Here is a 24,711-nt window from a genome sequence, read left to right as displayed (position 1 = left end):
ATGAAAGTCAGTCCCAAGGATCTCAAGAAGCTTGAGAAAATGGGCATAAAAACTCAGAACATAGACGCTTTACGAGTAATAATTGAGACGCCCAATGAGAGGATAGTGATCGAGTCTCCCATGGTGACCAAGGCTAACGTGATGGGCCAGGAGGCAATTACCATAGTGGGAGGAACTACGAGGGTAGAGAGCAAAGCCGAACCCAAGGTTGAAGTTAACGAGGATGACGTTAGGTTCGTTATGGAGCAGACAGGGAAGCCAGAGGCGCAAGTCAGGGAGGCCTTGAGCAAGGCCAACGGGGATATAGCTAAGGCAATTTTATCTCTGACCGAAGGGCAAGGCTCTTAAGCCCGTTAAGAAGTTCATCTTCAGTTCTCTTGGTGGAAACTATTACGTTTATGCCCTCCTTGTTGGCAATGTATATGGAAAGGGGATCCATCTTAACCGGCCTATGCAGGATTACGAGTTTAGGTCTTATGGGGGCAATCTTAAGGGCTATCATGGGCGACCTTCCGCTTGACACCTTTGTGAATACGAGGATTCTGTTGAACACTATGGAAAGGAACTGGTAGAACTCCATTCCGCTTAATGCCGTGATAGCCCTAATACTGTCTGTGATCACATAGCCGTAGACCTGTATGTTGCTCAGATCTGCCATCACGGGTATCCCGTCCACGGCCATCACGACGTCCTGGAGCGTTATTGGAGACACGAAGTCGGCCATATCTAGTATGAAGGGAAAGTTCAGGGAGAAGAGTTTCCCTAGCTCATTTATCACCTTGTAACCCCTTTTGGAGTCGGCCTCTATCAACCCTTCCACGAACTTCTTGACTACGTAGCTTCCAGGTTGCCTCCTATTCCTTTCATAATCAGCTATGACCGATTGGGACATCCCAAGTATTCGAGCCAGCTCTGACTGGGAAATCCCAAAGGTCTCCCTCCACTTCCTCATTGCGAGACCTGGGTTCTCGCTCCACACTATGTCCCCGGCTATTCTCTTGGCAATGCTCTCTATAACGTATTCAGTGGCCATTGAAAACTTTTATAACGCGCATATTATAACTTCACTTGAGACGAGGGCCCGTAGTCTAGCTTGGATTAGGATGCGACGTTCGGGTCGTCGTGATCCCGGGTTCAAATCCCGGCGGGCCCATCCGTCTCCGATCTGTCATCTAGTGGCTTTATCTATCATGTTGATAACATGTAAATATTAAAACCTATTACACTTAACACAATTAATAGTATTTATCTTTATAAGTTTACATGTAAAGTTTATCACGATAGTTATGTTAGTTGTTAAGCCAAGTCTAATGTTAGGCAATGAGGCCATAGCTTACGGTGCTCTAGCGTCCGGCGTTGCGGTTGCGGCAGGTTACCCCGGAACTCCGTCGACCGAGATAATTGAGACCCTTATGAAGTTCAAGGACGTTTACACAGAATGGAGTTCCAATGAGAAGGTGGCCTTTGAGACAGGATTCGGGGCTGCAATTATGGGTGCCCGGGCCCTGGTCACCATGAAACACGTGGGAATGAACGTTGCCTCAGATTCGCTTATGTCGTCATCCTACACGGGAGTATCAGGGGCACTTGTGGTGGTCTCTGCAGGAGATCCAGGCATGTGGTCTTCGCAGAGCGAACAGGACACCAGGTATTATGGGCTTATGGGTATGATTCCAGTCCTTGAGCCCTTCAATCCCCAATCTGCTCATGACCTCACAGTTGAGGCATTTAACCTGAGCTCGGAGGTTGGTCATCCTGTCATTATTTCCACAAATACCAGGATTAGCCATGTTAGGTCACAGGTTAATGTAATTCCCAGGAGGGAACCGGTCTATGGGAAATTCCAGAAAAACCCTGGAAGATACTCCCTTGTACCTGAGGTCTCCAGAAGGGATAGGGAGGAACAACTTAACAGATGGGAGAAGATCAAGTCGCTTACCGCCCATCTGGTGGAGTCTCGCGGGGAAGGTAAGGTGGCTGTTGTTGGGGTAGGAATTTCATATTCTTACGCCTTAGAGGCCTTGAGGGAACTTAAGGCTGAGCAAGTTAAGGTAATAGGTGTATCCTGCTCTGTACCATTGCCTGAGAAGATTCTAGATTACCTTACTGACGTCGAGAAAGTCCTTGTGATTGAGGAGCTGGATCCTGTGGTGGAGAATCAGTTGAAATCCATGATACTTGACCAAGGACTTCACGTTAAGGTGGATGGAAAGAAACTTACGGGATACGCGGGAGAAATGTCCCTCGAAAGGGTATCAAGAGCCATAGCTAAATTCCTTGGTATTGAGGAGGAACCTCAACTGGACCAGATCCTAAAGGCCCCCGTAGATGTACCCAAGAGACCTCCCGCCATGTGTCCAGGTTGCCCGCATAGGTCAAGCTTCTTCTTCCTCAAGAAGGGGCTATCCCTGGGCGGGATCTCAAGCACCTTCTATTCTGGGGATATAGGTTGCTACTCATTGGGAGTACTCCCGCCTTTCAACGAGCAAGATAGCTTGATATCCATGGGAAGTAGTTTAGGAATAGCTAATGGAGTTTATAGGTCGACGCACACGATCCCCGTGGCAATCATAGGAGATTCAACGTTCTTCCATACAGGACTTCCAGGCCTCGCAAATGCCGTCTATAACAAGTTCCCAGTTCTCGTGATCGTGTTAGATAATCGCTCCACCGCCATGACAGGCCAACAGGGTAGCCCATCAACCAGTATTGATATAGCGAACGTAGCTAAGGGCCTAGGCGTTGAGTATGTGGAAGTTGGGGATCCCTTTAGTCCTGATTTTGCCAAGGTTGTAGCTAGGGCATCTGAATGGGTAAAGAGGAATCAGGCACCAGCTGTCGTGGTGGCGAAAAGGGCCTGTGCCCTCGAGGTCATAGATAGGGTAAAACCCGCACAGGTAGCCGTGGTGAATTACGATAAATGTACAGGCTGTACGATCTGCTATGATTACTTTACGTGTCCTGCAATCCTGAAAAGGAGTGACAAGAAGGCGGTAATTAATCCTCAGGATTGTATTGGGTGTGGCGCATGCGTTCCCGTGTGCCCCTTTAACGCTATCAAACTTGAGGGGGAGAAACCTATGGGGTGGGATGAGGCATGGACAAGCTAAGCGTATTAATAGCTGGAATAGGGGGTCAGGGAGTTGTTACGTTGGGTAAAATCATAGCTGAGGCCTTTGCGAGTAAGGGTTACAGAGTCTTCGAAGCTGAGACTCACGGTCTTTCCCAGAGAGGAGGTGCAGTTAACGTTCACGTTAGGATCGGAAACGTGGAGGCTCCGCTCATACCTCGCGGAGGGGCAGATATAATGATAGCATTAGAGGCAACGGAGGCGCTCAGGAATGTAGAGTATCTTTCAAGGGAAGGAGAGATTTTCCTAAATGCGTCAGTGAAACCGCCTTCCCTCCCTAAGGTCCAGGAATATGACGTTAGAATGATAATCGAGAGGTTAAGGGACTGGAAAGTACATGTCTTGGATTGCAATGAACTCGTAGGGAAAGCAGGTAAGTGTAACACTGCTCTTCTTGGAGTAGTTTATCAAGCGAGGTTCTCTCAGTACCTGGAGAGGGATGATTTCCTCTCGGTCTTGAGGGATGAAAATAACAGGAACTCCTTCCTGGCTGGGGTCAGGTTCTGGGAAAGAAGCAAGGAAAAGGCCTTAATGACGCAGTAGCGAGGATGGACCGGCCGGGATTTGAACCCGGGACCTCCTGGGTGCGAACCAGGCACTCTTCCAGGCTGAGCTACCGGCCCACCACCATCAATTCCGGTTATCTAGTTTTATTTTTACCCTTTAAGAGGACCAGGGTTCTTTCTGAGAAGATATGTGACTGGTTTAACTCAGTTGTGGTATCGCCGCATCCATAATTAGTAAGGCTATAGCCAAGGACATCTAGTAGATTTCCGCAGAGAAATGGACGAAAATGTGAGGACCATAGGTTACGCCATGGGGCTAGACGTAGTTATTACGGTATGTCAGGGTAAGGCTCTGGCCAGACCAGCTATTTAATGTTTCAAAAACAGGTAATACCCTCGATGCGACGATAACGAATAAATAAATTCCCGATGTGGAAATGAATATGGATCAAGAAGCTGGAGCAATTTCAGGTGTGAGCCGAGCGCTGGGGCCAATCATTGGTCTCGAGGTAAGCCTGAACACGAAGCAGGAGCAGTGCCTCCAGCAGGGGTTAAGGGGTTACTTCTCTTTGTACGAGAAGCAAAGCGCGCGGAGATACGAGGTTTACCTTGCGATCGCGAGCTCTCACAGGGTGAGCGAGGAGGTTGACAACGACCCGGACAAGATATTCAGACAGGGTCTCCTCCTCAGGACCGAGGACACAGGGGAGTGGTACTATGTGGGTGGGGTATCTCCCCACTGGACCAACGGAACCATAATAGCGTACCAAGGAGGGAGTAAGGCAACCTCCTACGGGAAGATCGGGCTAGCTATCCTTGAGAGATTTGCCGAGGTGGGGATCGGGATATTTCCCATGCAGAGACCTGAAGTGCCACCAGTCTGGTACAACCCAGCTCAGTTCGAGGACTGTAATGGAATCCCTGGGCGGATTTGGAACGTACTTTCAAGTTACCAGGTAGTTTTCATGGGATTGTTGAGCAATGCGCCAGAGCTGAGAGCTAGATCTAGTACATTTCTAACGTACCGGGACAAAAAGGGAAATTATTACCTGTCTAGATCTGGTGAAGATGAAATGCGTTTGTCCTCTGATGGATACCCCTTCGTCTATGAGGGGATAGGGGCTACCCCCGCCAAGCCCATACAGATAGGTGGTCTTACCATCTTGGGTAACATTTACTTCCCATTCTTTACCCTGAACGGGATTAGCCAGGAGTTAGCCTCAATCTGTGCCGAGATTATGCCCGAGAATTTATGCAACTTTGGCAAGTCCTTTACTAGGATAGGCGACGCCGACCTGGGCGCCCCTATTCTCACCTCAATAGCCTGCGGGAACACCTGCTCCGGCTTCGGGGTAGCAGGACTGGTCTCGGGATACGAGACTCTTTCCCTTCAAGGTCTCGAAGTTGTTGCCGTGAGGGCTGTGAGGCCTCCCCCGCTCACCTCCACCGGTGTCAGGACCTGGGCTAAGGAGCTCAGCCTTGAGCCGGAGCTCCAGGCCCTCCTCGATGGCGCGGAACGGTTCAAGAAGGCCTTGTCGGAGATAGGCTTCGCTCCCTTCATAGCCCTGGCCTCTGCTACCTTGATTGACTGGATGGATCAATCCTACGAGCAGGCCTTGACCGAGGCTAAGGAAAGAGCCTCCGAGCTTGAAACGCTCTATAACAAACTAGTCCAACAGCTGTCTGGCAATCCTCCCCCAGTTACGGATAGATTACTCTACAGGGAGTGGTATCAGAATAGGCTCAAGGTTGAGAACTGTGCCTCGGCAGCCATCCTGGAGTATCCATACTACTCCTACGAGGATCTAGTGGGGATCGTTACCGATTGCGCCTCTAGATAGTTACCACTTGGTTCTAAGGTAGCACGTAGTGCAATGAGGAGCCTAACACCCCCTACCTCACAGGGCTCATCAAGGTCTTCTCGCCACTATTCGTTTTGTTTCACTTGGAGTACTAGTCTTTTTAAGTCCCAAGAGTTGATGATCCATGGCCTCGCACATTGTCGGGAAAGTGGTACACGGGCACAGGTGATTCAGGTCTCACAAGGATCCCATCCATAGGACAAGTCTGGAAAGACGACAAGCTTGTGGAAGCGTTGGGCAACCTAGACGAGTTAAACTCGGTCCTGGGGGTGGTGGTATCCCTATACCCTGAGCTAAGGGATCCAATTCAAGATATACAGAGGGATATCTTTGAGATCTCTTCAGAAATTGCTGGATTTGACATGGGATTTGAGAAGGATAAAATCGAGAAGATAGAGAAATTAATTGATATCTACGGAAATCAGCTTGATCCCCTAAAGAACTTCGTCTTACCCGGTGGGCATCTTGCCTCATCCTTTCTACATTTAGCCAGAGCTGTGTGTAGGAGGGCAGAGAGAAGTGTAGTCAGTCTTTATCGAGAGAATAGAACCAGAGAGAGCCACGTTATTTACCTGAATAGACTTTCAAGCTTACTATTTGTTCTGGGACTCTGGGTTAACAAGAAGACAGGAAACCAGGACGTGATCTGGAAAGGTAAAAGCAAATGATCAATTATCTAGGTTAGGAAGAACTACCTTTACCTCAAATCCTTCCCGTTTCAGCTTGTTGAGTTCCCTCGTGAGTTTGCCCTTTTTCTCAAGTCTTATGATTAAAGGCTCCATGGTATCTAGATCCGTGGACTTTATGTATTCCACTAATTTGCTGTGACTTAAGGGAATAATCACTATATCAGCACTGGTTCTCTTAAGTATGGAAGTGATGTTCAATTTCTGCTCAGTTAACGTCGCTCTCCTCCAGTTGACAAGTTTAACCATGTGATACTGTGCCCTCTGGTTCCAAATATTAATATTGCCATCGGGTTACCACCACTATCTCCTTCTAGACAAAAGGAGGTGTTACAGCTTTTAAAGGTGTTTTGAGGTGGACGTAGTGACAGACGCTTTGAAGGATTACGTGTAGCTAACAGGTAGTAAAAGAAATACACCGCCTTAGAAAGATCGCGATGAGTACTCGACCTTTAAGATCAGGTTGTAAACTATGACTTTTGTTTTCGCATCAGAAAAAGAAGTGCTATCACTAAAGGAGAATTCCAATTTCTACCTCAACGCTTTTCAAGGCCAAAGAGAAAGCGGAAATATTTTCTTTGCTAGATGTTATAGACCAAGAAAATGATTAGAATAGCCGTCATCGGAGCTAAGGGCGGTGTAGGGAAATCAACTGTAGTAAATGGAATTGCAAAGGTGTTATCGGCAAGACATAGGGTAACAATACTGGATATCAGTTCGTCTCGGACACTATGTAATATTCATGGGATTCGGGGTAGTTTGGAAGATGGTCATGATTACATGATAGACCAGGGGAACCTTAAGATAGTTTCCATGTCCTCTCAGCTTTCTTCCTCTTTTAACTTGAGTAAAATTAAAGACAAGTATGATGAAATAATCTCAGAGACAGACTATTTAATTATCGATTACGGTGTTCACATATATGACAAAATAGTTTCCGGAGAGATGCTCGCATTTTATGGTGTTAAGAGTGATCCCACGCATGTTATAGCTGTCAGTAGTCCTCAAGAGTTTGTAATAATGTCCACTGAAAAAAATGATCGAATCATATATTGAGTTAGTCAGAAATAGTAGTGACTCTGCTAGGGGAATCCTAGACTTTATTGTAATTAATATGACAAGAGAAGAGCGTAATTTTAAAATCAATTCTAAGCCCGTATTTGGTATGTTAATAATACCTTTCTACAGAGATTTATCATTTAATGGATTTTGGAATGCAGATATTCCAAAAGAAATAGTAAACATGGCAAAGATGATAGAGGATAACGTCCATTAGCCACAGGAGATTGTTATAAAAAGTAATTTCGGGATATAATTTCGATCTAGATCTTTAACTTCATATCTGGAAGCTAGTAAGCTTGACCTTAAGTTCACGTGAAGGAGAATCACTCCCATTTATTCCTTCATACATTCGTACCATTACTCTTCAAAGTTTAGGTTTCTCGAATCCTTTACCAATAACTATTTGAATAGACCAATATTAAATGATACTGTGAAAATAATTAGCAGTTCACTTGTCTTTAAAACAGTATCAGTAATAGTGCAGATTCTGCTCCTAATAGGCTTAGGGTTCACAGTTATCAGCACTGCAGTTCAGATAGTTACGGCATTTCAAGCGGGGTTGATCTACGTTGCCTCTGTGATTCTTGAGAATGTACTCTTAATTATCGTTTTCCTAGAAGTATATCTAAGTGCCCTAGACTTCTTTAGGGGAAAAGGAAGGAGTGTTGTCTACGTTATAGACGCGATGATATCCTTTGTATCTAGAGAAATTATCATCGAGATACTTGCTCCTCCCTTTAACTATACTGATCTGTTAACTCTTGGAAGCCTCATAGTTGCCGGGTCCTTAGCAAGATATGTTATATCTAGGAAGGGAAAAAAGAGGCTCGGTCAACGTCAGCTCACCAGGAAAAAGGCGAGGTAATCGAACTTATTTTAGTTATATGTGCCTTACTACTAAATGAATTTCTAATTTAGGCGGGTCAGTAAGCTATGTGAGAAGCTGTAGAAAATATACTATAGTCAAGCTAATAATTACAATACTCATAAAATAGTATGGACCGGCCGGGATTTGAACCCGGGGACCTCTCGGTATCCTGCCCGTGGGTTGCAAGCCGAGCGCTCTTCCAGGCTGAGCTACCGGCCCACATACTTCATCTAACCGTTTGACTAAAAATGTTATCGCCAGTAACGACCAGGGACATTCCTCTCTATTCTCGTGGGTTCTTCATCTTTATAACAGGTAGTTACGTTACTTACTGCATGAGAATTGCCATTAATACTCAAACTCCTCCAATCCGTTTCAACTTCACCTACAAGGAACTCTTGGAGAGATATGGAGAAGTTCCAATCCCACTGGATCTGAGCTCACTTTCTGACCAAGATTATCAGATCTCAGTGGGCGGAGTAGCTAGGATGATGATGTCCCTAGTCAAAACCTCAGGATTTGAGAGGAGCAGATGGGTAGCCTTAGGACCTGGATACCCTCCTCAGGTTGTGCTGGAAGGAATAGATATTCACTTCATCGATTTACCTCCAACTCTTCTATCCAGTTACACCAGATTCAAGGAAGGATTATACAATGAAGCTCACGGCATGTACAACTATAATATCGTTGGCTCAGACTACATAGCTTATGCCTCCTACAACTGGCATTCTGCCCTTAAACTCCTGGAATTCTATTCTGATACAGACGTATATCTGATAAATGATTTCCAGCAGTTACTCGTGGGAGGGATAATTGGCCCATCAGCTCCCGCAGTCCTATGGTACCATATTCCCTTTGTGCCAGAGAGGTTAAGTGATAGGGTCAGAGAGTTCCTAGTTAGGGCATTTGAGGGTTTCGATCTGATCATATCCAGTACAAAACGTGACCTAGAGGGCTTAGTCAGATCAGGTGCCAAGGTGAAAGCTAGACAAATATATCCCTTCATAGATCCCTCAGCTTACTCCCACGTAAGCAAGAGCGAAGTCGAATCTGTTTCAGAGAAATTTGGGATCAAAGAGGATGATAAGGTAGTCCTGTTAGTGGGAAGAATGGACCCGATAAAGAGTCAGGACATAGCGATTAAGGCTATCAAAAACACCAACTTGAAGCTGGTAGTGGCAGGGAACGGAAGTTTCACCAGTAAGAGCCTTGGCCATGATAAGGCTAGTATTTGGGCAAGAAAGCTAAGGGACTTAGTGGTGGAGCTAGGAGTTCAGGATAAGGTCATTTTCACAGGATATGTGAGCGACCATGAACTAATGGCTTTATATCAAAGAAGCGACGTGGTCACTTTGACCTCAAGAAGCGAGGGGTTTGGGTTAACAATATGTGAAGCGTGGAATTACAAGAAGCCAGTGGTAGTAAGCGAGGGAGCCGGCGTAAGTGAGTTGATCATAAATGGGGTGAATGGATACACTTTTTCGCCTGATAAACCAGATCAAATGTCATGGGCTTTGGTGGAAGCGGTAAAGAATTACGACAAGTTAGGTCAAAGAGGTTATGAGACATTGCCACAATGTTCCGTACAAACAGCGTCAGGAAAAGTAAAGGAAGCATTAGAGGAGGCTCAAAGAGGTTACATTCATAGCAAGTAAGGGGACTAAATAATTAGAGAGAAAAGAGGAATTTATTGAATTGGAAGCCCTTACATCTGTCTTTCTAGTCCTAGGACTAACCCGGCATTAACTCTCGTCAAATCCACATAAACCTTGATCTCACATCTTCAATTCCAAGGCTCATAACAAGGTAAATGGTCCAATTCTGCACACCCAGTTCATCTATGATCCGTCATATCGCAAACTAATATTATTGAAATTACGTGGACCCTAAGAAGTTAACAGTGATACAACTTTTGGCCTTACTCTATCTTAGTAGAGCTTTAAATGGTATATTGTCAAATGTATAATTGAAATGTTCGATTCAATTCTCGTGCCATTCGATGGATCTGAACACTCAAAGAGGGCTCTTCAGGTTGCCATAGACATTGCGAAGAGGTATGGTAGTGTGATATATGTTATAGAAGTAGTAGATGAGGCCATATTCTACGGCTCCGGCGTCTTACCTCCTTTGAATGCCGTAAAGGCCATGGAGAAAAAGGCAAAAGATGACTTAGATTACGCGTTAAAGGAGATAACAAATGCGGGACTGAAGGGTGTAGGTGAGGCATTGGAAGGGGATCCGGCTAGCGTTATACTTGATTATGTTCAGAAGAACGATATAAAGCTAATAGTGATGGGAAGCAGGGGACTATCTACGATGAAAAGAGTCCTGTTGGGGAGTGTCTCTACCAGGGTTGTCCAGGAGTCTAAAGTCCCAGTCCTGGTAGTTAGATGATTTCACGATGAGTAATTTTTACACAAAATATTTCTAAATGAAGAATGCCGGGCATCACATTAAAACTTATTTATAACCTCAACCTACATAATTTATTCTAATGTTCGAGACTCTTCTTCAGATAGCTGATGAACTGAATAAGGGAAATGTAACTAAGGCTGGTAAAATGATCTTAGAATTAACGAAAGAGGAGGAAGATGAGAAAATACTTAGGGTTTCTTCTGAAATAGAGAAAATACTCAGGGATCTAAATTCAAGAGAGTCGGTTCTAGATGAATTTGAAGATGAAGACTTGGAATTAAGGAGAATAGAAATGGAAATGGATGATCTGAGAAAGAGAAAGTTGAAAGTGCTATCAATTTACGTTCTTAGAAAACTTAGCAAGGGAAACATGATCATTGAAAACATGATAAGGAAATCTCCAATAGCTCAACAGCCCCAAACTTATATGTGAGGAGCCGCGGCCGGGATTTGAACCCGGGGCCTCTGCCTGCCCGGGTTGGTTACCAGGGCAGCGCTCCAGCCAGGCTGAGCTACCGCGGCACAGATAAGTAGAGCATGGAGTAGTTCAAAAATTTTATTCATGACTATAGCCTCGCGATTATGACCTGGTTGTCTTGCGATAGGAAGCGAGAGATAGAAAGGGGGAAGAATTAGATTTTCCATTCACAAGGGTAGAGAATTAGAACGAGAATAATCCCTTACCCAACAGAGCCTAAACTTCTCGAACTCCGCTACATGACTACACTCGATATAGGACAACACGGCTTGGCTAAACTATTATTACTAACGTTATTCTCCCCCTATTATATAACTTTCAAAATATTACGATGGATGTAGAAAACGTAGGCCTAATAAGGAAAATAGTTAACGAGCTTATCTCGAGGCTTCCAGAGGACTGTGCGGAAATTGCTAACGAGCATTTCAATTTCATGTTAGAGGAGATAAAGGAGAAGGGAGTAGAGAGAGCTACCAGGGATTGGTATATAGGCGATTCTGAGGATTTAGAGTACAGCTTAAACCAGTAAAGGATTTACGTCAAGTTAGTTTTTCGGTCAGATCTTATGTGAGTGTTAGTTAAGTGCAGAGAAGCAATATTTCTTTTCATTTTTGTACTTTTTAAATATTATATTCAGTTGATGAGATGAAGAAAATGTTTCCAAATGACAGTATAGGTGTGAAACAAGGGTAAGATATCCCTCATTTTATTGAGGGTACTTTGATTAAGCTACCCTCAAGTTCCAGAAGTTTCCTTTTCAGCTCTACACCCCTGGAATAACCACCTAAGCCGTTTTCAGCTACAACCCTATGGCAAGGAATTAGTAGTAAAATTGGATTCTTCGACAGTGCAACCCCCACTGCCCTAGGTGAAGTTCCTACAGCCTCCGCTATATCCTTATAAGTAACTACTTCACCCCATTTCACTTTCCTCACCTCCTTGTAAACCCTCATCCTGAAGCTGTTCGTGTTAAGCCTGATTGGTATATCGTCGAAGTCAGTCCTCTTACCCTGGAAATAATTGTCAAGTTTTTTGAAGAGACCTACAAAACTATTGTTATCCACTAGGCTTTCTTCGGCGCACTTACAAAAATCCAGCATAACTATCTTTTCATCTTCCGAAACCAAGGTAATAGGGCCAAAGGGGCTCATGTATGTCCCATATCTTATCATTTATCCAATCCTCTTAATCAGAGTATTTTCAGCGTCCCTGTTCCCGATTTCTAGGGAGAGCTCATCCACAAATCTGGAAAGAGGAACCCCCTTTATCTCCACGTTTCCTCTGGCCCTGATGGTTACCTTTTCCTCAGAGGCCTCTTTCCTACCAACAATGACAAGGTAAGGAACACCGTCATCATAACCTCTCTTTATCCTCTTGGAAAGCGTTTCCCCGCTCGGATCGATTTCCGTTCTGATACCTCTCTGCACTAGCACGTCCATAACCCTCTTAGCGTAATCTAGGTTGTCCTCACTTATGGGTAGAACCCTTACCTGAACGGGAGACAACCAGGTGGGTAACTTTCCACGGAAATGTTCAAGAAGTATGGCTATCATTCTGTCGAGCGAGCCGTATATGGCCCTGTGAACCATGACCGGCCTCTTCTTGCTTCCATCCTCATCCACGTACTCCAGTTTGAATCTTTCAGGCAGATTGAAATCTACCTGAATAGTGGACAATTGCCACCATCTGTTTAAGCTGTCCCTTATGTCAAAATCTATTTTGGGTCCATAAAACGCCCCCTCCTTCTCCTTCACGACATAGGGAACGTTAAGTTCCTTTAGTACATCTAGCAATGCCTTAGTCGCCTTCTCCCACTGTTCATCGCTTCCTATACTTTCATCTGGTCTTGTGCTCAGATTTATCCGAACGTCCTCTCCCTTAAACCCGAACTTACCGAGGACGTCAAGAGTCTTCCTAACTAGATTCTTTACCTCGTCCTTCAGCTGATCCTCCCTTAAAAAGATATGACCGTCATCCTGCGTGAATCCCCTTGTTCTAAGTAAGCCGTAAAGCTCCCCCTTCTTCTCCCATCTATAAACGTTGCCGAATTCGGAGAACCTTATGGGAAGATCTCTGTAACTCCTAACTCTTGACTTGTAGATTAATATGTGAGCGGGACAATTCATGGGTTTTATTCCTAGTTCGTCATCATCCTTTTGGAAGATCAACATCTTGTCCCTGTAAGTATCGTAATGACCGCTTATCTTCCAAAGAACAGTCCTAAACACGTGAGATGTGTAGACCTCTTGATATCCCATGGAAGCGTTAATCTCCCTCATGTAGTTTATCATCTCATTTCTAATTAGCTGGCCCTTGGGATGGAACAGGACTAGACCTGGACCAGATTCCTCGTGGAAACTGAAGAGATCCATCCTCTCCCCTATAATACGATGATCAGTCTCGGAGGCCTTCTCCAACCACTGAAGGTAATCGTCCATTTGTTCCTTGGTCTCAAAGGCAATACCCCTAATCCTCACCAACTGAACGTTAGCTGAGGGATGATGTACTGAGATGTTCAGAACCTTGAAATATCTTGGTTCTCCAGAGGGTGTCACGTCCCCTTGAAGAAGTATTTGTTTTCCGTTATAGGTTACCTTTCCGTCCTTGATCTCGTACTTGTGATCTTTCCACTGGGCAAACTTCTCAGACTCCTGAAGGGAAAGAGCCGAATCTGACTGAACATCAATGTAAAAATCTCTCTCTCCTAGGCCTATCTCCACTGGAGTGAGCCCAGCCTCATACATGTTTAATGCCATTACTATTGCTCCCTTTAGCCACAATCCTCTATAGGACTCCATGTTAGCCCTAAATAGGCTAAAAGGGTAAAAATCTTATAGTTTAGCATGAAGAGGCTGCTCATTATAGCGAGCGGAGGGGGACATACAGGATTTGCCAAGGCCATCGCAGAGTATTTACCCTTTAAGGTTGACTTCGTGATTCCTGAGGGCGACGAAAACTCCAGGAAGCTCTTGAGCCCTCACGCTGAGAAGATATACGAGGTTAGTAAGCCTAGGGATCCGAAGGGCCCAAACACTTCCTTGGTAACAAGGGGGTTTAGGGCGCTCTCGCAATCAATTTCTCTTCCAAGTTATGACGTGGTCATTGCTACTGGCTCGAATCATTCAGTGATACCTTCTTTATTTCAAAGATTGAGGGGTTCCACTCTCTTCACGCTAGAAAGCCAGGATAGGATTGTGACCAAGGGAAAGGCAGTGTCCGTGTTATCGCACTTCTCCAAGGGAGTGTTCCTTCACTGGAAGGAGCAATCTAGGCTTTATAAGAACGGGATAGTGGTGGGGCCCATTCTTCAAAGGAGAAAATATGATCCAGTGGACGAGGGTTTCATCCTAGTCACCGCGGGGACCGAAGGTTTCAAAGCCCTTTTTGACAGGATTTCCAGTCTAGGGCTAACAAATCTGGTAATGCAGACTGGAAAGATATCTCCTGAGCCATACGTGAAAAGTGGCGTAAAAGCATTCAGCTTTGATCCAGATATTGAGAGATTTATCGCAGGAGCTTCCCTGGTAATAACTCATCAGGGTAAAACAGCCATGGAGTCAGCCGTGCTCTATGGGAAACCCACAATCATTGTCTTTAACAAGAGCCTCACCAGGGCTGCTACCCACGAGGATGTGAAACTATACTCCGAAATAATAGGTGCAGAATTTCTAGACGATCCATCCACTTGGGAAGACGAGGAATTGCTTAAGGCCATTCAGAAGCGTAAAAAGCCCAACTATTATGAACCTGGGACAGAGAGGTTAGTGAAGGTGATCATGGATTATCTTGAATGAACTCGTTAAGCTCTTTGAGGGGAATAAGGAAGTCATAAGACACACAGGCTGGGTTATTACCGATCCCAAATCCTATGAGTGGTGGGATGGCTTCGATTCAGCCGATAAGATTGTGATCTCAGCCTTTCTTGTCCAATTGACCAAGTGGGAATCAGTAAAGAGGGTAATTGGGACACTGGAGGAACACGGACTTGCCAAGGTGGACTCCATAGCAGAGCTGGATCTCCCGACTTTAGAGAGCTATTTCAGACCCATCAATTTCTACAGGACTAAGGCTAGAAGGGTTCTGAACTTCGCTAAATTTGTTAAGGAAATGGGTGGTCTAAACAAAGTCCTGTTGCTTGAGAGGAGGCCTCTACTTCTGACCCAAGAGGGCGTCGGTGAGGAGACCGCTGATTCCATCCTTCTCTTCGCGGGTCATCAACCTGTATTCCCAAACACTGAATATTCTAGGAGGGTACTAGGGAGGGTAACTGGGCAGGAAATGAAGAAACGTGACTTACCCAACTTCGTCTACCATAATGTTCAACAGGACCTATACTTGTATAAGATTTTGCATGCTGGTTTAGGTGCTGTTGGAAAAGCTTTTTGTTTACTAACCAAGCCTAAGTGTGATAGATGCTTTCTTAAACAAGTATGCGAATATAATTATAGATAACCATGAAGCTTTACGAGTATGAGGGAAAGAGGCTTTTTTCGCTCGTTAACATCCCAGTGCCTCGCGGACAGGTGGTGAAGTCCCCTGTTCACGTTCAAGGGAAGGTGGTGGTTAAGTCACAACTACTTGAGGGCGGTAGGGGAAAGAGGGGGCTTGTTAGGGTAACTGAGGACAGTTACGGCACGATTCAAGAACTCATGAAGGAAGGTATAAACACATTCTTGATAGAGGAATTTGTCCCGCACACCAGGGAAATATACCTTTCAGCTATGATGGATCGAGAGACTGGGAACCCGATGATAGTGGCATCCCCATTTGGTGGGATAAACATTGAGGAGAGTAAGGACGTCAAGACTTTTGTTATCCCCATAGATAGAAAATTAATGAGGTACGATGTGGATGCAATCGAGAAATATGTTGGGTATAGGGGTCTCGGAGGGGTCATAGAAGGTTTACTCAGGCTAATCTTGGAGTACGACGCTGAATTGGCTGAGATTAATCCGCTCGCCATCACGGAGAACGGTCCTCTGGCTCTCGACTCCAAGGTAATCCTAGATGATAACGCACTGTATAGACACGAAGAACTGTTAAAGGAGCTACAGAGGGAGAAAGTTCCAGCGGATTCCTACGTCGAACTCGAGGGAGACGTGGGCATAGTGGGTAATGGCGCAGGTCTTACAATGGCGACCATGGATCTCGTGAAACTAATGGGGGGAAATCCGGCTGATTTCCTAGATGTAGGAGGGGGTGCAGATACCGAAAAGGTTGCGTCTGCGGTGATCAGGGTTGGAAGTAACCCCAAGGTGAAAAAGATAGTGATTAACATTTTCGGTGGAATAACTAGGTGTGATGAGGTAGCTAAGGGGATAGTGGAGGCCTATCGTAAGATAAACAAACCCATTTACGTCAGGTTAACTGGTACGAATGAGGATGAAGGGAAGAAAATACTCCAAAGTCAAGGGATAAGAGTTTACGAAGATGCATTAACCGCAATAGGTGATGCCCTACGTTCATAAATTCACAGACTAGGGTTCTTGTTCAAGGAATCACAGGGAAGGAAGGAAGCTTCCATACCTCAATGATGCTGAAGTATGGAACGAAGATTGTAGCTGGAGTCACTCCGGGGAAAGGAGGAACCCAGGTGAACGGAGTTCCGGTCTATGACACTGTCAAGGAAGCTGTCAAGGAGCATGAAATAGATGCGTCAATAATCTTCGTTCCTGCACGTTTCGCCAGTGAGGCCGTGTATGAGGCAGTAGATGCTGGGATAAAGTTGGTCACGGTTATCACAGAACACATACCCGTCGTTGACGTGGCTAAATTTGTTAGGTATGCTAGGGCTAGGGGTACTAGGATAATTGGACCTAACTGCCCAGGGCTCATAGTACCTGGTGAGTCATTGCTAGGAATATTGCCAGCGAAATATTTCAGAAAAGGTACAGTGGGTATAGTGTCCAGGTCTGGTACCCTAACCTACGAGGTATCCCATCTTGTTGGGGATCTGGGCCAGTCCACGGTCATAGGAATAGGGGGAGATCCCATAATTGGGACTCAGCTTCAGGAGGTCGTTCAAGAGTTCGACAAGGACAATAACACTGAGGCCATCGTGATCATAGGAGAGATAGGGGGAACGATGGAGGAAAGGGTGGCACAACTGAAGAAGGAGGGAAAGATCAAGAAACCCATCGTGGGTTATATCGCCGGGCTAACTGCCCCGAGGGAGAAAAGGATGGGTCATGCAGGGGCAGTGGTCTACATGGGGATGGGAACATTTGAAAGCAAGATAGAGGCATTCAAGAAAGCCGATATACCTGTGGCTAAGACACCGTATGAAATAAGAGATATCTTGACCAAAATAGTGAGGAAATGAGCTCAGCTGGTTCTAGGTTTTATTGTTATTGTTCCTGTGTCCTCGTCCACCTGTAGCATGTATCTTTTTCCGAATTTTTCTACCATTGACTTTGGAATATATAGGTTTAGAGGAAGAGTGTAGTACTCGTATTCATAAACCTTTCCTCTAACCTGTTTCTTTCCCACGAGCCTCTTTGCCTCGACCTCTCTTTCTTTCATAAGATAATAGTAAGGTCTCATTTTTTAAAACCTTTCTTTATGCAGTTCCTTCTTTAGTTCCAAAGTAAAAGTAAAGCTAGTATAATCTAAACGTCTTGTTAAGCATATGGAACACAAGCTCGTTTTCCAGAACCGATGGGGTAATCCTGAAGACTGAGACCTCAAAGGAGCCGTCTGAGAACCTTATCTTAAGATAGTAGATGAACCCGTTTGCCGAGAAGAGAGCTAGGTAGACGCAGTCGTTATACTCGCAATTTGGGCCTATTGTGAGCTTTGCCCTTTCCCCATTAACTATGGTGAACATTGTCTGTAAGGACCAATCGGAGACATTGATCACCTCAAGTGAATCCACGAGAAGTTTATATACCAGCCCTATCTGCGATATCTCAAAATCCTTTTGTGAGGGAGTGATCTCCTCTTTTCTTGCTCTGGAGAGGACCTCGGTTAACTCCTCTTCAGTAAGCGAGAGAACCAGTTGTTTGTCCTCGATGTAAAAATGAACTAACCCGTCCATGGGAGGTGAAACGTGGATGGAGTTAACCCTAAAGGACTCTGGAACTCCGTTAAATCTAACACTATTTCCCTCAAGATCTACGACAACCTTTTCATTCTTTTCCATCACTAATTAGATTTATACGTGGTTGTATAAAATCGTATTCTAAGACACGATGGGAATGGCCATATCAAGTCTACGCTAATCTTAAAAGTTCCATGAAGGGATATGCTAGATGAACCCCGTACACATCCTCGCAAAGAAGGGAGACGTCGCAGAGAAGGTTTTAGTTGTAGGAGATCCCGGAAGGGCGGAGCTACTCTCTTCATTGTTGGAGTCCCCCAAACTGGTTAACAAGAACAGGGGCTTCCTAGTATATACTGGTCTGTACCGTGATACTAGGGTAAGCATTGCAACCCACGGTATAGGAGGACCATCAATGGCCATAGTTTTTGAGGAGTTACACATGCTAGGGGGCAGTACATTCGTTAGGCTCGGTACGGTCGGAGCACTGAGGCCCGAAATAGGCCTAGGGGAGTACATTATCCCAACCGGAGCGTCGTACAATCCAGGAGGACTTTTCTTCCAGTATGTGGGAGATCTCACATCAGTATCGGCGACCCCTGATCACGACCTTGTGTCTAGGCTGATTACGCAGTTCTCCTCAGCTGGATACAGATTCCATGTTGGAAATATTTTCAGTAGCGACGCATTTTATGCTGAAGATGAGCACTTCGTGAAGAGGTGGTCCGATAGGGGGAACATTGGCGTGGAGATGGAATGTGCCACCCTCTTCTTCCTGAGTAGATTGAGGGGAACTAAGTCTGCCGCGGTGGTGGTAGTAAGCGATAACCTAGCTACTGGCGGTAACTGGATTTCCAAGGAGGACCTCGAAAGAAGCGTTGTCAACGGTGCAAAATCGATTTTAACCGTATTTTCGGAAATGAAATAATGAAATTAATAAGAGATCCAGTTCATGGTTACATAGAGGTACCAGATAGGCTACTTCCCATCGTATCAAATCCCCTTTTTCAGCGTCTAAGATACGTGAAGCAGACTGCCTTAGCTTACATGGTGTACCCCGGGATGAACCATACGCGTTTTGAGCATAGCCTCGGGGTCATGCACCTTTCCCTTGAGTTCCTAAAGTACATCCGGGAAAATTCCTCCCTCGAGTTAGACCAAGAGGTCATGGAACTGATAGCTGTAACTGCGATGCTCCATGACGTGGGTCACCTTCCCTTCTCCCACACCTTCGAGAACGCCCTTCAGGTCGCGAGGCAGGTTTATGGCGTAGATGTGTTTGAGAAAGATAAGAAAACCCACGTAATTCTAGGCACTCAACTGATTGAGAAGGGTCTCGCATCTGACCTGGAGAAGAATTTCAAGACATTTGAGGACCCCGTCAAGTTCGTCACTAGAGTGCTGATGGAGACACCGCGTAACAGGGAAGAGAAATTAGCTCATCTAATAATTTCCAATTTCATCGACGCAGATAGGAGCGATTACCTTCTCAGGGATTCATATTATGCAGGCGTGGAATATGGGCAGTTCGACATCGAGAGAATGAAGAGATTTCTATATTTCGAGAATGACATGTTGGTTGTTCTAGGCAAAGTCTTGCCCATAGTGGAGCAATTTCTCCTTGCAAGGATGTACATGTTTCAGAACGTGTATTTCCACAGTGTTGTTGGAATGTATAACGCTATTCTTTCACAGGCTATAGCCCAGTTACTTAGGGATGGGATCATAGAGATGCCAGTGGAAGTGGAGGATTTTTTAGTATTCGATGATAATTTTGTGATTTCCAAGCTACAACATGTCAGGCGTGAGTTACGCGATGCCATAATGTATAGGCAAGGTTTCAGGAGAATCAAGATAGAACCCAGTCCTAACTGCATTGAGAAATTGGAGTCGATAAAACAGGAGATACGTGAGGATATGAGATCGTCGGGTGGTCTCCTCATTTATCACGAATTCAACGATGTTCCATATAGGGAGGAGAAGGATGAGGCTGTTTATATACTCACCCCTCATGGAGTGGAAAGGTTGAAAAGGGTATCTCCCTTGATTGGTTCACTGAGCGAAATAAGGAAAGTGGTAGTGGGATATCACGTGAGCAGAGACGATCTGGGAAGAAAATATGAGAAGATATTGAGCGAATGTAAGGACTAGATATATGCCTTGGGTTAACAGAACTCTAGGGAGCTAGATCAGATAGGGACCTTTGCCTACCCTGCTTACAATGGTCTTCGTGCTCCCAATTTCGTTTAAAAATTTCAAGACCTCATCCACGTCCTTTTCCAGTACGAATATATGAGGATTAGGCCCAGCGTCAAAGGTATATGCAGCCTTACCGAACTCAACCACCCATTCCATCACCCTGAACGATTTCTCGTTAAGATAGTTCATGGGAGGCCACGAATCTAGGATTACTGCATGCATACTGTTGCTGTGTCTCATTGTTAGTTGAAAGAACTTACCCGCATTCTTAGTTCTAATAGCGTCAATGACTTCGTTGAATGTTTCCTCTATGAATTGAAGTCTGCATCTCATTAGAGCAGAACTAGTAGCAGTGTTCTCCATTCCCGTTCTCGAGGACACCTTCTTTTTCTCCTCTCCGAAAATAGGTATAATATCCACAAGATCTGGCCAATGATCAGGAGGGAAAATTTCCTCGCAGAAAGAATCATCTCCACTCTCTAGCTCACCCCTATTCCACTTTACAAATCCGCCGAACATACTCCTGCAAGCACTCCCTGATCCAACTCTGGCAATCTTGGAAAGTTCTCGATTACTTAATCCAAGTCCCAAGGCTGCATTTGAGGCATAGGTCAGAGCTGCAATTCCTGCCGCTGATGACGCTAATCCAGCTGAGCTGGGAAAATTGGTTGTGGACTCTACCCTTGCAAATAACTCTTTTCCGTATAGGTCCCTGAACCTCCTTAAGACTCTTCCAGCGTACTCCCTTACCTCGTTTTCGCTTAACCTTTTACCGTTTATGATTACCTCATCCTTATCAAGGGACTCATCAAATATCACCCTGGATCTAACCCACAGTGAGTCCAGGGATATGGAAAGGGAGGAGTTTAAGGGTAGGTTTAGTTCCCTATCTCTTTTTCCCCAGTACTTTACTATGGCAATGTTGGATGGCGCTACTGCCTCAGCTTCTAGCTTCAATTTTCACACCTTCATCTTGTTTCACATTAATGGTTCTAATGCTCATCCTCTCCCAAGTCTCCTTGACTCTCGCAAGGTTCTCCCCTAGAGCTAGTATGAGATCTCCTCCACCTGCCCCGGGCATCAGGGATATCAAGGCGCCGTTTTTCTCGGCTAAGCTCATGAGCTTTCTATCCTCTTCTGTTTCAATTTCCACTCCTACCACCTCTTTCGAAAGCAGGTTCAAGTTCTGTCTAGCCAGCTTTATGTGTGGAACTGCAGCATCAATTTTCCCTAACCTCAACAGCTTTATTGCGATTTCATTATCTATCTCAATCTCACTCATTAGTTCCTTAAACCTTGGATTGTTCTTGGTGTCCTCAAACCTCCTTACTAGATTCACTGTGCTGGCACTCCTTCCCGTAAAACCTAGAAGTATCTGTATGTTTTGTGGGATGTCTAGCCTTTCCACCACAGAATCAACCTTGTTGATGTCATTGTATCTCCTGTATATCACGCTACCGTAGGTCGCCGCAGCTATATCGAAACCGCTACCAATTCCCTTCTGTCGTCTATAGTTCGCCCTCTGTGAAAGTTTGTACACCAGGTCCACATCAAACTTTCCAGTTACGGCGTAACTGAGGCAAGCCGTCAATGCCACTGTCCCTGCAGATGAGCTCCCTAACCCAGTTTTCTTCCCATCTATCTGAAATGCAGGATCGTTTATGAGATATACCCTCAAGCGGGGAATATCGTAGATTGTTCTAACCTCGTTGAGCACACTGTCTATGAGTTCGTTCTGGCCTTCGGAGAAGTTACCATACGACGTTATAAATTCTAGTCTTTCCGACTCCTCACATCTACACCTAACCCTCTTGTCAATTGCAATGACATGCGATATCCCACCAAATACCACCGAGTAGCTCCCGATCCACAGGACCTTCCCCGGAGCACTCACTTCAAAGCTTTGCATCAGGTGTAGTAGCTCGCTTAGGCGATAAAACTATTCCAGTTACACTTTCCGCGTTTTAGGATAGAGCACCTTCCTCGGGAAATAGCTAATTTCTTTATTCAAGATTATAGAATTTTCACATGGACTTTCTTGACAAGAAGCACAGGACAGTTCTGGTGGCAATAGCTAAGGAGGGTTATGGAGGAGTATCCATTGATCAACTCTTTACCACGCTATCTCCATTTCTTAGTAGGGACTCCATCGTGAAACTTATTGAGGATTTATACTTCTCCCAGTACGTTTTGGTCGTGAGGGATTCAGGCGAAATAAGGTATATAGCGAGTAAGAACGTCAGGAACGCAATGATTTCGCTGGAGTTCCAGAGGTATAGGTTAACCAAATTTCTCGAATCGCTTAAATCCCTCGGTTCAACTCAAGAGAGACCTAAGCCTGAGGAGATATCTAACCTTGTGGAAAAGGGGCTTAGAATAGTGTCCACAGGTTACATTCAGCTTCTTTCCGAAGTCCCTGAGCTCACCATTCCTGAGTACACCGAGATGATGGAGCTTCTAAGCAAGGAGTTATTCGGGAAACTGATTCAGACACTTGAGAAGGAGACGTCGAATGATGAACTAGAGAAATTAGTGGAGTTGATCGGTAAATATCGTGGAGAGAAAGACGCAGAGGTAATAAAGAACCTAATGTCCTTAACAGCGAAACAGAATCAATCCCAATCAGGATCATCGAAGACGTAAGAGATTCTCAGGTCGAGCTTGTTTCTGTCAAATAGATAGCAATTTTGATCGAAGATTAGAACAAGTCTAAAGATTTCAATGCAGTTTTTCCCCATAAATATCCTTATTTGGATAACCAGTCTAACCCCTTCTTGTGCTGAAACTGGCCAATCAAGATCTACTAGTCCTTTTGAATTTTTACATCTTGTTAGCCTGGCCAATCATGATGTGTAATGGAAATACTTAAAAAGAACAAAGGTAATATTCATTCATGAGATCACGAAGGACTTCTATAGAAATAATTGCCGATATCCTCGAGGTTGTTAGTAGTGGTAGCGGTAGTAAGTCCTCAATCATGAAGAATGCAAATCTGAGCGAAGGGCTAACAGAGAAATACCTATCCATACTAAAGGATAAGGGACTGATTAAACAGAAAGATAGTTCATTTGTGCTTACCGAGAAGGGACAGCAGATCCTTTCTAACTTCAGGGAAATCAGAAAACTTGAGCTGAGATTGGATGAACTCTTAAATTCAACGCTGAACGAATTATCTTAGATGGCTACAACATTTGTCCAGGAGGCGCTTTTATTTTCGCTAATAATCCTGTTGGAATTAACGCTCTCATACTACGGTCTTCAAAGACTTGTGAGGAAACTAGAACCGGCGTCGCAGAAGGTTGAAGATCTTTTTCTACTATACACCTTCAAGCAAATTGTTAGTTTCGTTTCAGATAACGACCTGGTTCAACAGAGCCTAATTGGGTCACTGGTTGGAATGAATGATAGGGACCTGCTGGATTTCATGAGAACTAGAATTGGAGATATAAGGAGCCAGCTTAGTGAGATCGGGGATAGCATCAACAGGTTCGAGAAGGCCCATAGGACAATTTCGAGAATATTGACAATATCTTTTCAGGTAAGGGTCATGATTATGATCAGCATACTTGGCTTGGCCCTTGTGATCTTGTTGCCCTATGACGCCGAACTGATGGACCTAGGACTGATCTACGGAATCGAATTAGTTGCGCTCTATTACACCTTTCTATCAATCTTCCTGTATATATCCCTGTCAAGGGATTACTCTAACGTCTTAAAGTCCATAGAGAGTCTTGAGACCTCTAAATAGGCGAGGAGATCTAGAATTTTCCTCATGTAGACCTTGACGAAGTAATATACCTTGTAATTTCTAAAAACGTTCTCGTCTTCCTGGAGAATATTGATGTAGGTATCTGGATCATACCTCTTAACATTAAGATTTCTACCATCTATGGACAGAGAGTTAGGGCACTCCCTCTTCGAGACAATAAGTATTTCATTGCCATTTATTCCAGCAAGCATCACATCCCATTTACCTACCATCTCAATAGCCTGAAGCACTACCTCCTTGTCACTTAGCAATTCTGCTGGCCTCCTTTTCGAATATCTCCTTCACTTCACTTAAGGGCTTGAAGGCATTCCTGTCCATCTCGTCAACCCTGATCTTCACAATCCAACTCCCGTATGGATCATCGTTAAGCAAGCTAGCGTTATCCAAAACCTTTCTATTTACCTCTATCACCTCGCCATGGACCGGAAACCTGAACTTACCTATCCACTTGGCGCTTTCCACCGTGAATACTGGCGTCCTAGGATTGATCTTATCTCCCACGTTTTTAGCAGATACCTGGAATATCTTTCCAGTCATGTATTGTCCTAAGTCTGTAACACCAAGAGTTAGAATGTTACCCTCTAGCTTTGCCCACACATGTTTCTCCGGATCGTAGAGAAGGTCATCAGGGAATGAAAAGCCATTTATTTGCATGTGGAATTTACGGTAATCAATACTTATAAATCTTAATTTATTA

The 24,711-nt window shown here is 44.8% G+C and carries 30 protein-coding genes and 4 tRNA genes; 21 read left to right on the top strand and 13 right to left on the bottom strand.

Annotated features, from left to right (window positions below; all coding sequences use genetic code 11):
• On the top strand, nt 1-348 hold the full coding sequence (locus MSED_RS08130; RefSeq protein ID WP_012021541.1) for a nascent polypeptide-associated complex protein: 348 nt from the start codon (nt 1-3) through the stop codon (nt 346-348).
• Here MSED_RS08130 and MSED_RS08125 read toward each other — a convergent pair.
• Entirely contained in the window at nt 308-1,033 is a 726-nt protein-coding gene (locus MSED_RS08125) for a helix-turn-helix domain-containing protein (protein WP_012021540.1), read from the bottom strand. The two genes, MSED_RS08130 and MSED_RS08125, sit on opposite strands and share 41 nt — an antisense overlap.
• 44 nt (nt 1,034-1,077) lie before the next feature.
• On the opposite strand from MSED_RS08125, the gene MSED_RS08120 reads away from it, so the two are divergent.
• The 3 genes from MSED_RS08120 (at nt 1,078) to MSED_RS08110 (ending at nt 3,673) form a co-directional block, all read left to right on the top strand.
• Nucleotides 1,078-1,153, top strand: a tRNA-Pro gene (locus tag MSED_RS08120).
• 127 nt (nt 1,154-1,280) lie between these two features.
• Nucleotides 1,281-3,110, top strand: coding sequence for a thiamine pyrophosphate-dependent enzyme (locus tag MSED_RS08115; protein ID WP_374108055.1), 1,830 nt, complete (start codon nt 1,281-1,283; stop codon nt 3,108-3,110).
• Nucleotides 3,098-3,673: an indolepyruvate oxidoreductase subunit beta gene (locus MSED_RS08110; protein ID WP_012021538.1), complete on the top strand. Its 576-nt coding sequence runs from the start codon at nt 3,098-3,100 to the stop codon at nt 3,671-3,673. Before MSED_RS08115 ends, MSED_RS08110 begins: the two co-directional genes overlap by 13 nt.
• Before the next feature lie 6 nt (nt 3,674-3,679).
• Here the strand turns inward: MSED_RS08110 and MSED_RS08105 are convergent.
• Nucleotides 3,680-3,753: transfer RNA gene (locus MSED_RS08105), tRNA-Ala, on the bottom strand.
• A gap of 326 nt (nt 3,754-4,079) precedes the next feature.
• Here MSED_RS08105 and MSED_RS08100 point away from each other — a divergent pair.
• Both MSED_RS08100 and MSED_RS08095 read left to right on the top strand, forming a co-directional pair.
• Nucleotides 4,080-5,477: a hypothetical protein gene (locus MSED_RS08100; RefSeq protein ID WP_048060335.1), complete on the top strand. Its 1,398-nt coding sequence runs from the start codon at nt 4,080-4,082 to the stop codon at nt 5,475-5,477.
• Nucleotides 5,478-5,635: 158 nt separating this feature from the next.
• Entirely contained in the window at nt 5,636-6,166 is a 531-nt protein-coding gene (locus tag MSED_RS08095; RefSeq protein WP_012021536.1) for a cob(I)yrinic acid a,c-diamide adenosyltransferase, read from the top strand.
• On the opposite strand, the gene MSED_RS08090 is transcribed toward MSED_RS08095, so the two are convergent.
• Nucleotides 6,167-6,433: a hypothetical protein gene (locus MSED_RS08090; RefSeq protein WP_012021535.1), complete on the bottom strand. Its 267-nt coding sequence runs from the start codon at nt 6,431-6,433 to the stop codon at nt 6,167-6,169.
• Between the two features lie 354 nt (nt 6,434-6,787).
• On the opposite strand from MSED_RS08090, the gene MSED_RS08085 reads away from it, so the two are divergent.
• Together MSED_RS08085 and MSED_RS08075 are read left to right on the top strand one after the other, a co-directional pair.
• On the top strand, nt 6,788-7,240 hold the full coding sequence (locus tag MSED_RS08085) for a nucleotide-binding protein (RefSeq protein ID WP_012021534.1): 453 nt from the start codon (nt 6,788-6,790) through the stop codon (nt 7,238-7,240).
• A gap of 436 nt (nt 7,241-7,676) precedes the next feature.
• Nucleotides 7,677-8,111: a phosphate-starvation-inducible PsiE family protein gene (locus MSED_RS08075; protein WP_048060120.1), complete on the top strand. Its 435-nt coding sequence runs from the start codon at nt 7,677-7,679 to the stop codon at nt 8,109-8,111.
• Between the two features lie 132 nt (nt 8,112-8,243).
• Here MSED_RS08075 and MSED_RS08070 read toward each other — a convergent pair.
• A tRNA-Ala gene (locus tag MSED_RS08070) sits at nt 8,244-8,333 on the bottom strand.
• 116 nt (nt 8,334-8,449) lie between these two features.
• On the opposite strand from MSED_RS08070, the gene MSED_RS08065 reads away from it, so the two are divergent.
• From MSED_RS08065 to MSED_RS08055, 3 genes are all read left to right on the top strand, one after another.
• Nucleotides 8,450-9,769 carry a glycosyltransferase family 4 protein gene (locus MSED_RS08065; protein WP_048060119.1) on the top strand — a complete coding sequence of 440 codons (1,320 nt, stop codon included), beginning with the start codon at nt 8,450-8,452 and terminating at the stop codon, nt 9,767-9,769.
• A gap of 316 nt (nt 9,770-10,085) precedes the next feature.
• Entirely contained in the window at nt 10,086-10,508 is a 423-nt protein-coding gene (locus MSED_RS08060; protein ID WP_012021531.1) for a universal stress protein, read from the top strand.
• A 100-nt stretch (nt 10,509-10,608) separates the two neighbouring features.
• Nucleotides 10,609-10,962 (top strand): hypothetical protein, encoded by a 354-nt coding sequence (locus MSED_RS08055; RefSeq protein WP_012021530.1) that lies wholly within the window; start codon nt 10,609-10,611, stop codon nt 10,960-10,962.
• Nucleotides 10,963-10,964: 2 nt separating this feature from the next.
• Here the strand turns inward: MSED_RS08055 and MSED_RS08050 are convergent.
• Nucleotides 10,965-11,051, bottom strand: a tRNA-Thr gene (locus tag MSED_RS08050).
• Nucleotides 11,052-11,338: 287 nt separating this feature from the next.
• On the opposite strand from MSED_RS08050, the gene MSED_RS08045 reads away from it, so the two are divergent.
• The gene (locus tag MSED_RS08045; RefSeq protein ID WP_012021529.1) at nt 11,339-11,536 is read left to right on the top strand and encodes a hypothetical protein; all 198 of its coding nucleotides are present in this window, start codon (nt 11,339-11,341) and stop codon (nt 11,534-11,536) included.
• Nucleotides 11,537-11,708: 172 nt separating this feature from the next.
• On the opposite strand, the gene MSED_RS08040 is transcribed toward MSED_RS08045, so the two are convergent.
• Both MSED_RS08040 and thrS read right to left on the bottom strand, forming a co-directional pair.
• The gene (locus MSED_RS08040) at nt 11,709-12,179 is read right to left on the bottom strand and encodes a methylated-DNA--[protein]-cysteine S-methyltransferase (protein ID WP_012021528.1); all 471 of its coding nucleotides are present in this window, start codon (nt 12,177-12,179) and stop codon (nt 11,709-11,711) included.
• Nucleotides 12,180-13,805, bottom strand: a complete 1,626-nt coding sequence (gene thrS, locus MSED_RS08035; RefSeq protein WP_012021527.1) for a threonine--tRNA ligase — start codon at nt 13,803-13,805, stop codon at nt 12,180-12,182. It lies immediately after the preceding gene.
• 45 nt (nt 13,806-13,850) lie between these two features.
• Here thrS and MSED_RS08030 point away from each other — a divergent pair, with 45 nt between their 5' ends.
• The 4 genes from MSED_RS08030 to sucD are packed head-to-tail and all read left to right on the top strand — an operon-like array spanning nt 13,851 to nt 17,329.
• The gene (locus MSED_RS08030; RefSeq protein WP_012021526.1) at nt 13,851-14,801 is read left to right on the top strand and encodes a UDP-N-acetylglucosamine--N-acetylmuramyl-(pentapeptide) pyrophosphoryl-undecaprenol N-acetylglucosamine transferase; all 951 of its coding nucleotides are present in this window, start codon (nt 13,851-13,853) and stop codon (nt 14,799-14,801) included.
• A complete protein-coding gene (locus MSED_RS08025; protein WP_012021525.1) occupies nt 14,794-15,459 on the top strand; it encodes an endonuclease III domain-containing protein in 666 nt (221 codons plus the stop codon). Before MSED_RS08030 ends, MSED_RS08025 begins: the two co-directional genes overlap by 8 nt.
• Nucleotides 15,460-15,461: 2 nt before the next feature.
• Nucleotides 15,462-16,475 carry a succinate--CoA ligase subunit beta gene (locus MSED_RS08020; protein WP_012021524.1) on the top strand — a complete coding sequence of 338 codons (1,014 nt, stop codon included), beginning with the start codon at nt 15,462-15,464 and terminating at the stop codon, nt 16,473-16,475.
• Complete coding sequence (gene sucD, locus MSED_RS08015; protein WP_080512770.1) at nt 16,472-17,329, top strand: succinate--CoA ligase subunit alpha; 858 nt, start codon at nt 16,472-16,474, stop codon at nt 17,327-17,329. The genes MSED_RS08020 and sucD overlap by 4 nt, the downstream gene beginning before the upstream one ends.
• A gap of 2 nt (nt 17,330-17,331) precedes the next feature.
• Here the strand turns inward: sucD and MSED_RS08010 are convergent, their stop codons facing one another.
• Together MSED_RS08010 and MSED_RS08005 are read right to left on the bottom strand one after the other, a co-directional pair.
• Complete coding sequence (locus tag MSED_RS08010) at nt 17,332-17,529, bottom strand: hypothetical protein (protein ID WP_048060116.1); 198 nt, start codon at nt 17,527-17,529, stop codon at nt 17,332-17,334.
• A 76-nt stretch (nt 17,530-17,605) separates the two neighbouring features.
• On the bottom strand, nt 17,606-18,148 hold the full coding sequence (locus MSED_RS08005) for a hypothetical protein (RefSeq protein ID WP_012021521.1): 543 nt from the start codon (nt 18,146-18,148) through the stop codon (nt 17,606-17,608).
• Between the two features lie 109 nt (nt 18,149-18,257).
• On the opposite strand from MSED_RS08005, the gene MSED_RS08000 reads away from it, so the two are divergent.
• Both MSED_RS08000 and MSED_RS07995 read left to right on the top strand, forming a co-directional pair.
• Nucleotides 18,258-18,974: a purine-nucleoside phosphorylase gene (locus MSED_RS08000; RefSeq protein ID WP_012021520.1), complete on the top strand. Its 717-nt coding sequence runs from the start codon at nt 18,258-18,260 to the stop codon at nt 18,972-18,974.
• Nucleotides 18,974-20,197 carry an HD domain-containing protein gene (locus MSED_RS07995; RefSeq protein WP_012021519.1) on the top strand — a complete coding sequence of 408 codons (1,224 nt, stop codon included), beginning with the start codon at nt 18,974-18,976 and terminating at the stop codon, nt 20,195-20,197. The genes MSED_RS08000 and MSED_RS07995 overlap by 1 nt, the downstream gene beginning before the upstream one ends.
• A gap of 33 nt (nt 20,198-20,230) precedes the next feature.
• Here MSED_RS07995 and mvaD read toward each other — a convergent pair whose 3' ends face one another.
• The gene (gene mvaD, locus MSED_RS07990; RefSeq protein WP_012021518.1) at nt 20,231-21,202 is read right to left on the bottom strand and encodes a diphosphomevalonate decarboxylase; all 972 of its coding nucleotides are present in this window, start codon (nt 21,200-21,202) and stop codon (nt 20,231-20,233) included.
• Nucleotides 21,186-22,154, bottom strand: coding sequence for a phosphomevalonate kinase (locus tag MSED_RS07985; protein WP_012021517.1), 969 nt, complete (start codon nt 22,152-22,154; stop codon nt 21,186-21,188). The genes mvaD and MSED_RS07985 overlap by 17 nt, the downstream gene beginning before the upstream one ends.
• A 119-nt stretch (nt 22,155-22,273) precedes the next feature.
• Here MSED_RS07985 and MSED_RS07980 point away from each other — a divergent pair, with 119 nt between their 5' ends.
• The 3 genes from MSED_RS07980 to MSED_RS07965 all read left to right on the top strand — a co-directional run bounded on the left by MSED_RS07980 (nt 22,274) and on the right by MSED_RS07965 (nt 23,993).
• A complete protein-coding gene (locus MSED_RS07980; RefSeq protein WP_012021516.1) occupies nt 22,274-22,888 on the top strand; it encodes a hypothetical protein in 615 nt (204 codons plus the stop codon).
• 250 nt (nt 22,889-23,138) lie between these two features.
• Nucleotides 23,139-23,423 carry a winged helix-turn-helix domain-containing protein gene (locus tag MSED_RS07970; RefSeq protein ID WP_012021515.1) on the top strand — a complete coding sequence of 95 codons (285 nt, stop codon included), beginning with the start codon at nt 23,139-23,141 and terminating at the stop codon, nt 23,421-23,423.
• Entirely contained in the window at nt 23,424-23,993 is a 570-nt protein-coding gene (locus tag MSED_RS07965; RefSeq protein WP_012021514.1) for a hypothetical protein, read from the top strand.
• Here MSED_RS07965 and MSED_RS07960 read toward each other — a convergent pair.
• Nucleotides 23,945-24,265, bottom strand: a complete 321-nt coding sequence (locus MSED_RS07960) for a hypothetical protein (protein WP_012021513.1) — start codon at nt 24,263-24,265, stop codon at nt 23,945-23,947. The two genes, MSED_RS07965 and MSED_RS07960, sit on opposite strands and share 49 nt — an antisense overlap.
• Nucleotides 24,255-24,668, bottom strand: a complete 414-nt coding sequence (locus MSED_RS07955) for a glycine cleavage system protein H (RefSeq protein ID WP_012021512.1) — start codon at nt 24,666-24,668, stop codon at nt 24,255-24,257. Before MSED_RS07955 ends, MSED_RS07960 begins: the two co-directional genes overlap by 11 nt.
• Nucleotides 24,669-24,711 lie beyond the last annotated feature (43 nt).

Source organism: Metallosphaera sedula DSM 5348 (genome assembly GCF_000016605.1).
In the GTDB taxonomy this organism is placed as follows: Archaea; Thermoproteota; Thermoprotei_A; order Sulfolobales; family Sulfolobaceae; genus Metallosphaera; species Metallosphaera sedula.
This window is presented reverse-complemented; position numbering and strand designations above follow the sequence as displayed.

Excerpts from the sequence above, each read along its gene's own strand:
- MSED_RS08130 (WP_012021541.1), top strand. The coding sequence starts at position 1 with ATGAAAGTCAGTCCCAAGGATCTCAAGAAGCTTGAGAAAATGGGCATA.
- MSED_RS08125 (WP_012021540.1), bottom strand. The coding sequence starts at position 1,033 with ATGGCCACTGAATACGTTATAGAGAGCATTGCCAAGAGAATAGCCGGG.
- MSED_RS08110 (WP_012021538.1), top strand. The coding sequence starts at position 3,098 with ATGGACAAGCTAAGCGTATTAATAGCTGGAATAGGGGGTCAGGGAGTT.
- MSED_RS08100 (WP_048060335.1), top strand. The coding sequence starts at position 4,080 with ATGGATCAAGAAGCTGGAGCAATTTCAGGTGTGAGCCGAGCGCTGGGG.
- MSED_RS08090 (WP_012021535.1), bottom strand. The coding sequence starts at position 6,433 with ATGGTTAAACTTGTCAACTGGAGGAGAGCGACGTTAACTGAGCAGAAA.
- MSED_RS08085 (WP_012021534.1), top strand. The coding sequence starts at position 6,788 with ATGATTAGAATAGCCGTCATCGGAGCTAAGGGCGGTGTAGGGAAATCA.
- MSED_RS08065 (WP_048060119.1), top strand. The coding sequence starts at position 8,450 with ATGAGAATTGCCATTAATACTCAAACTCCTCCAATCCGTTTCAACTTC.
- MSED_RS08060 (WP_012021531.1), top strand. The coding sequence starts at position 10,086 with ATGTTCGATTCAATTCTCGTGCCATTCGATGGATCTGAACACTCAAAG.
- MSED_RS08055 (WP_012021530.1), top strand. The coding sequence starts at position 10,609 with ATGTTCGAGACTCTTCTTCAGATAGCTGATGAACTGAATAAGGGAAAT.
- MSED_RS08045 (WP_012021529.1), top strand. The coding sequence starts at position 11,339 with ATGGATGTAGAAAACGTAGGCCTAATAAGGAAAATAGTTAACGAGCTT.
- MSED_RS08040 (WP_012021528.1), bottom strand. The coding sequence starts at position 12,179 with ATGATAAGATATGGGACATACATGAGCCCCTTTGGCCCTATTACCTTG.
- thrS (WP_012021527.1), bottom strand. The coding sequence starts at position 13,805 with ATGGAGTCCTATAGAGGATTGTGGCTAAAGGGAGCAATAGTAATGGCA.
- MSED_RS08030 (WP_012021526.1), top strand. The coding sequence starts at position 13,851 with ATGAAGAGGCTGCTCATTATAGCGAGCGGAGGGGGACATACAGGATTT.
- MSED_RS08020 (WP_012021524.1), top strand. The coding sequence starts at position 15,462 with ATGAAGCTTTACGAGTATGAGGGAAAGAGGCTTTTTTCGCTCGTTAAC.
- MSED_RS08010 (WP_048060116.1), bottom strand. The coding sequence starts at position 17,529 with ATGAAAGAAAGAGAGGTCGAGGCAAAGAGGCTCGTGGGAAAGAAACAG.
- MSED_RS08005 (WP_012021521.1), bottom strand. The coding sequence starts at position 18,148 with ATGGAAAAGAATGAAAAGGTTGTCGTAGATCTTGAGGGAAATAGTGTT.
- MSED_RS08000 (WP_012021520.1), top strand. The coding sequence starts at position 18,258 with ATGAACCCCGTACACATCCTCGCAAAGAAGGGAGACGTCGCAGAGAAG.
- MSED_RS07995 (WP_012021519.1), top strand. The coding sequence starts at position 18,974 with ATGAAATTAATAAGAGATCCAGTTCATGGTTACATAGAGGTACCAGAT.
- MSED_RS07985 (WP_012021517.1), bottom strand. The coding sequence starts at position 22,154 with ATGCAAAGCTTTGAAGTGAGTGCTCCGGGGAAGGTCCTGTGGATCGGG.
- MSED_RS07980 (WP_012021516.1), top strand. The coding sequence starts at position 22,274 with ATGGACTTTCTTGACAAGAAGCACAGGACAGTTCTGGTGGCAATAGCT.
- MSED_RS07970 (WP_012021515.1), top strand. The coding sequence starts at position 23,139 with ATGAGATCACGAAGGACTTCTATAGAAATAATTGCCGATATCCTCGAG.
- MSED_RS07965 (WP_012021514.1), top strand. The coding sequence starts at position 23,424 with ATGGCTACAACATTTGTCCAGGAGGCGCTTTTATTTTCGCTAATAATC.
- MSED_RS07955 (WP_012021512.1), bottom strand. The coding sequence starts at position 24,668 with ATGCAAATAAATGGCTTTTCATTCCCTGATGACCTTCTCTACGATCCG.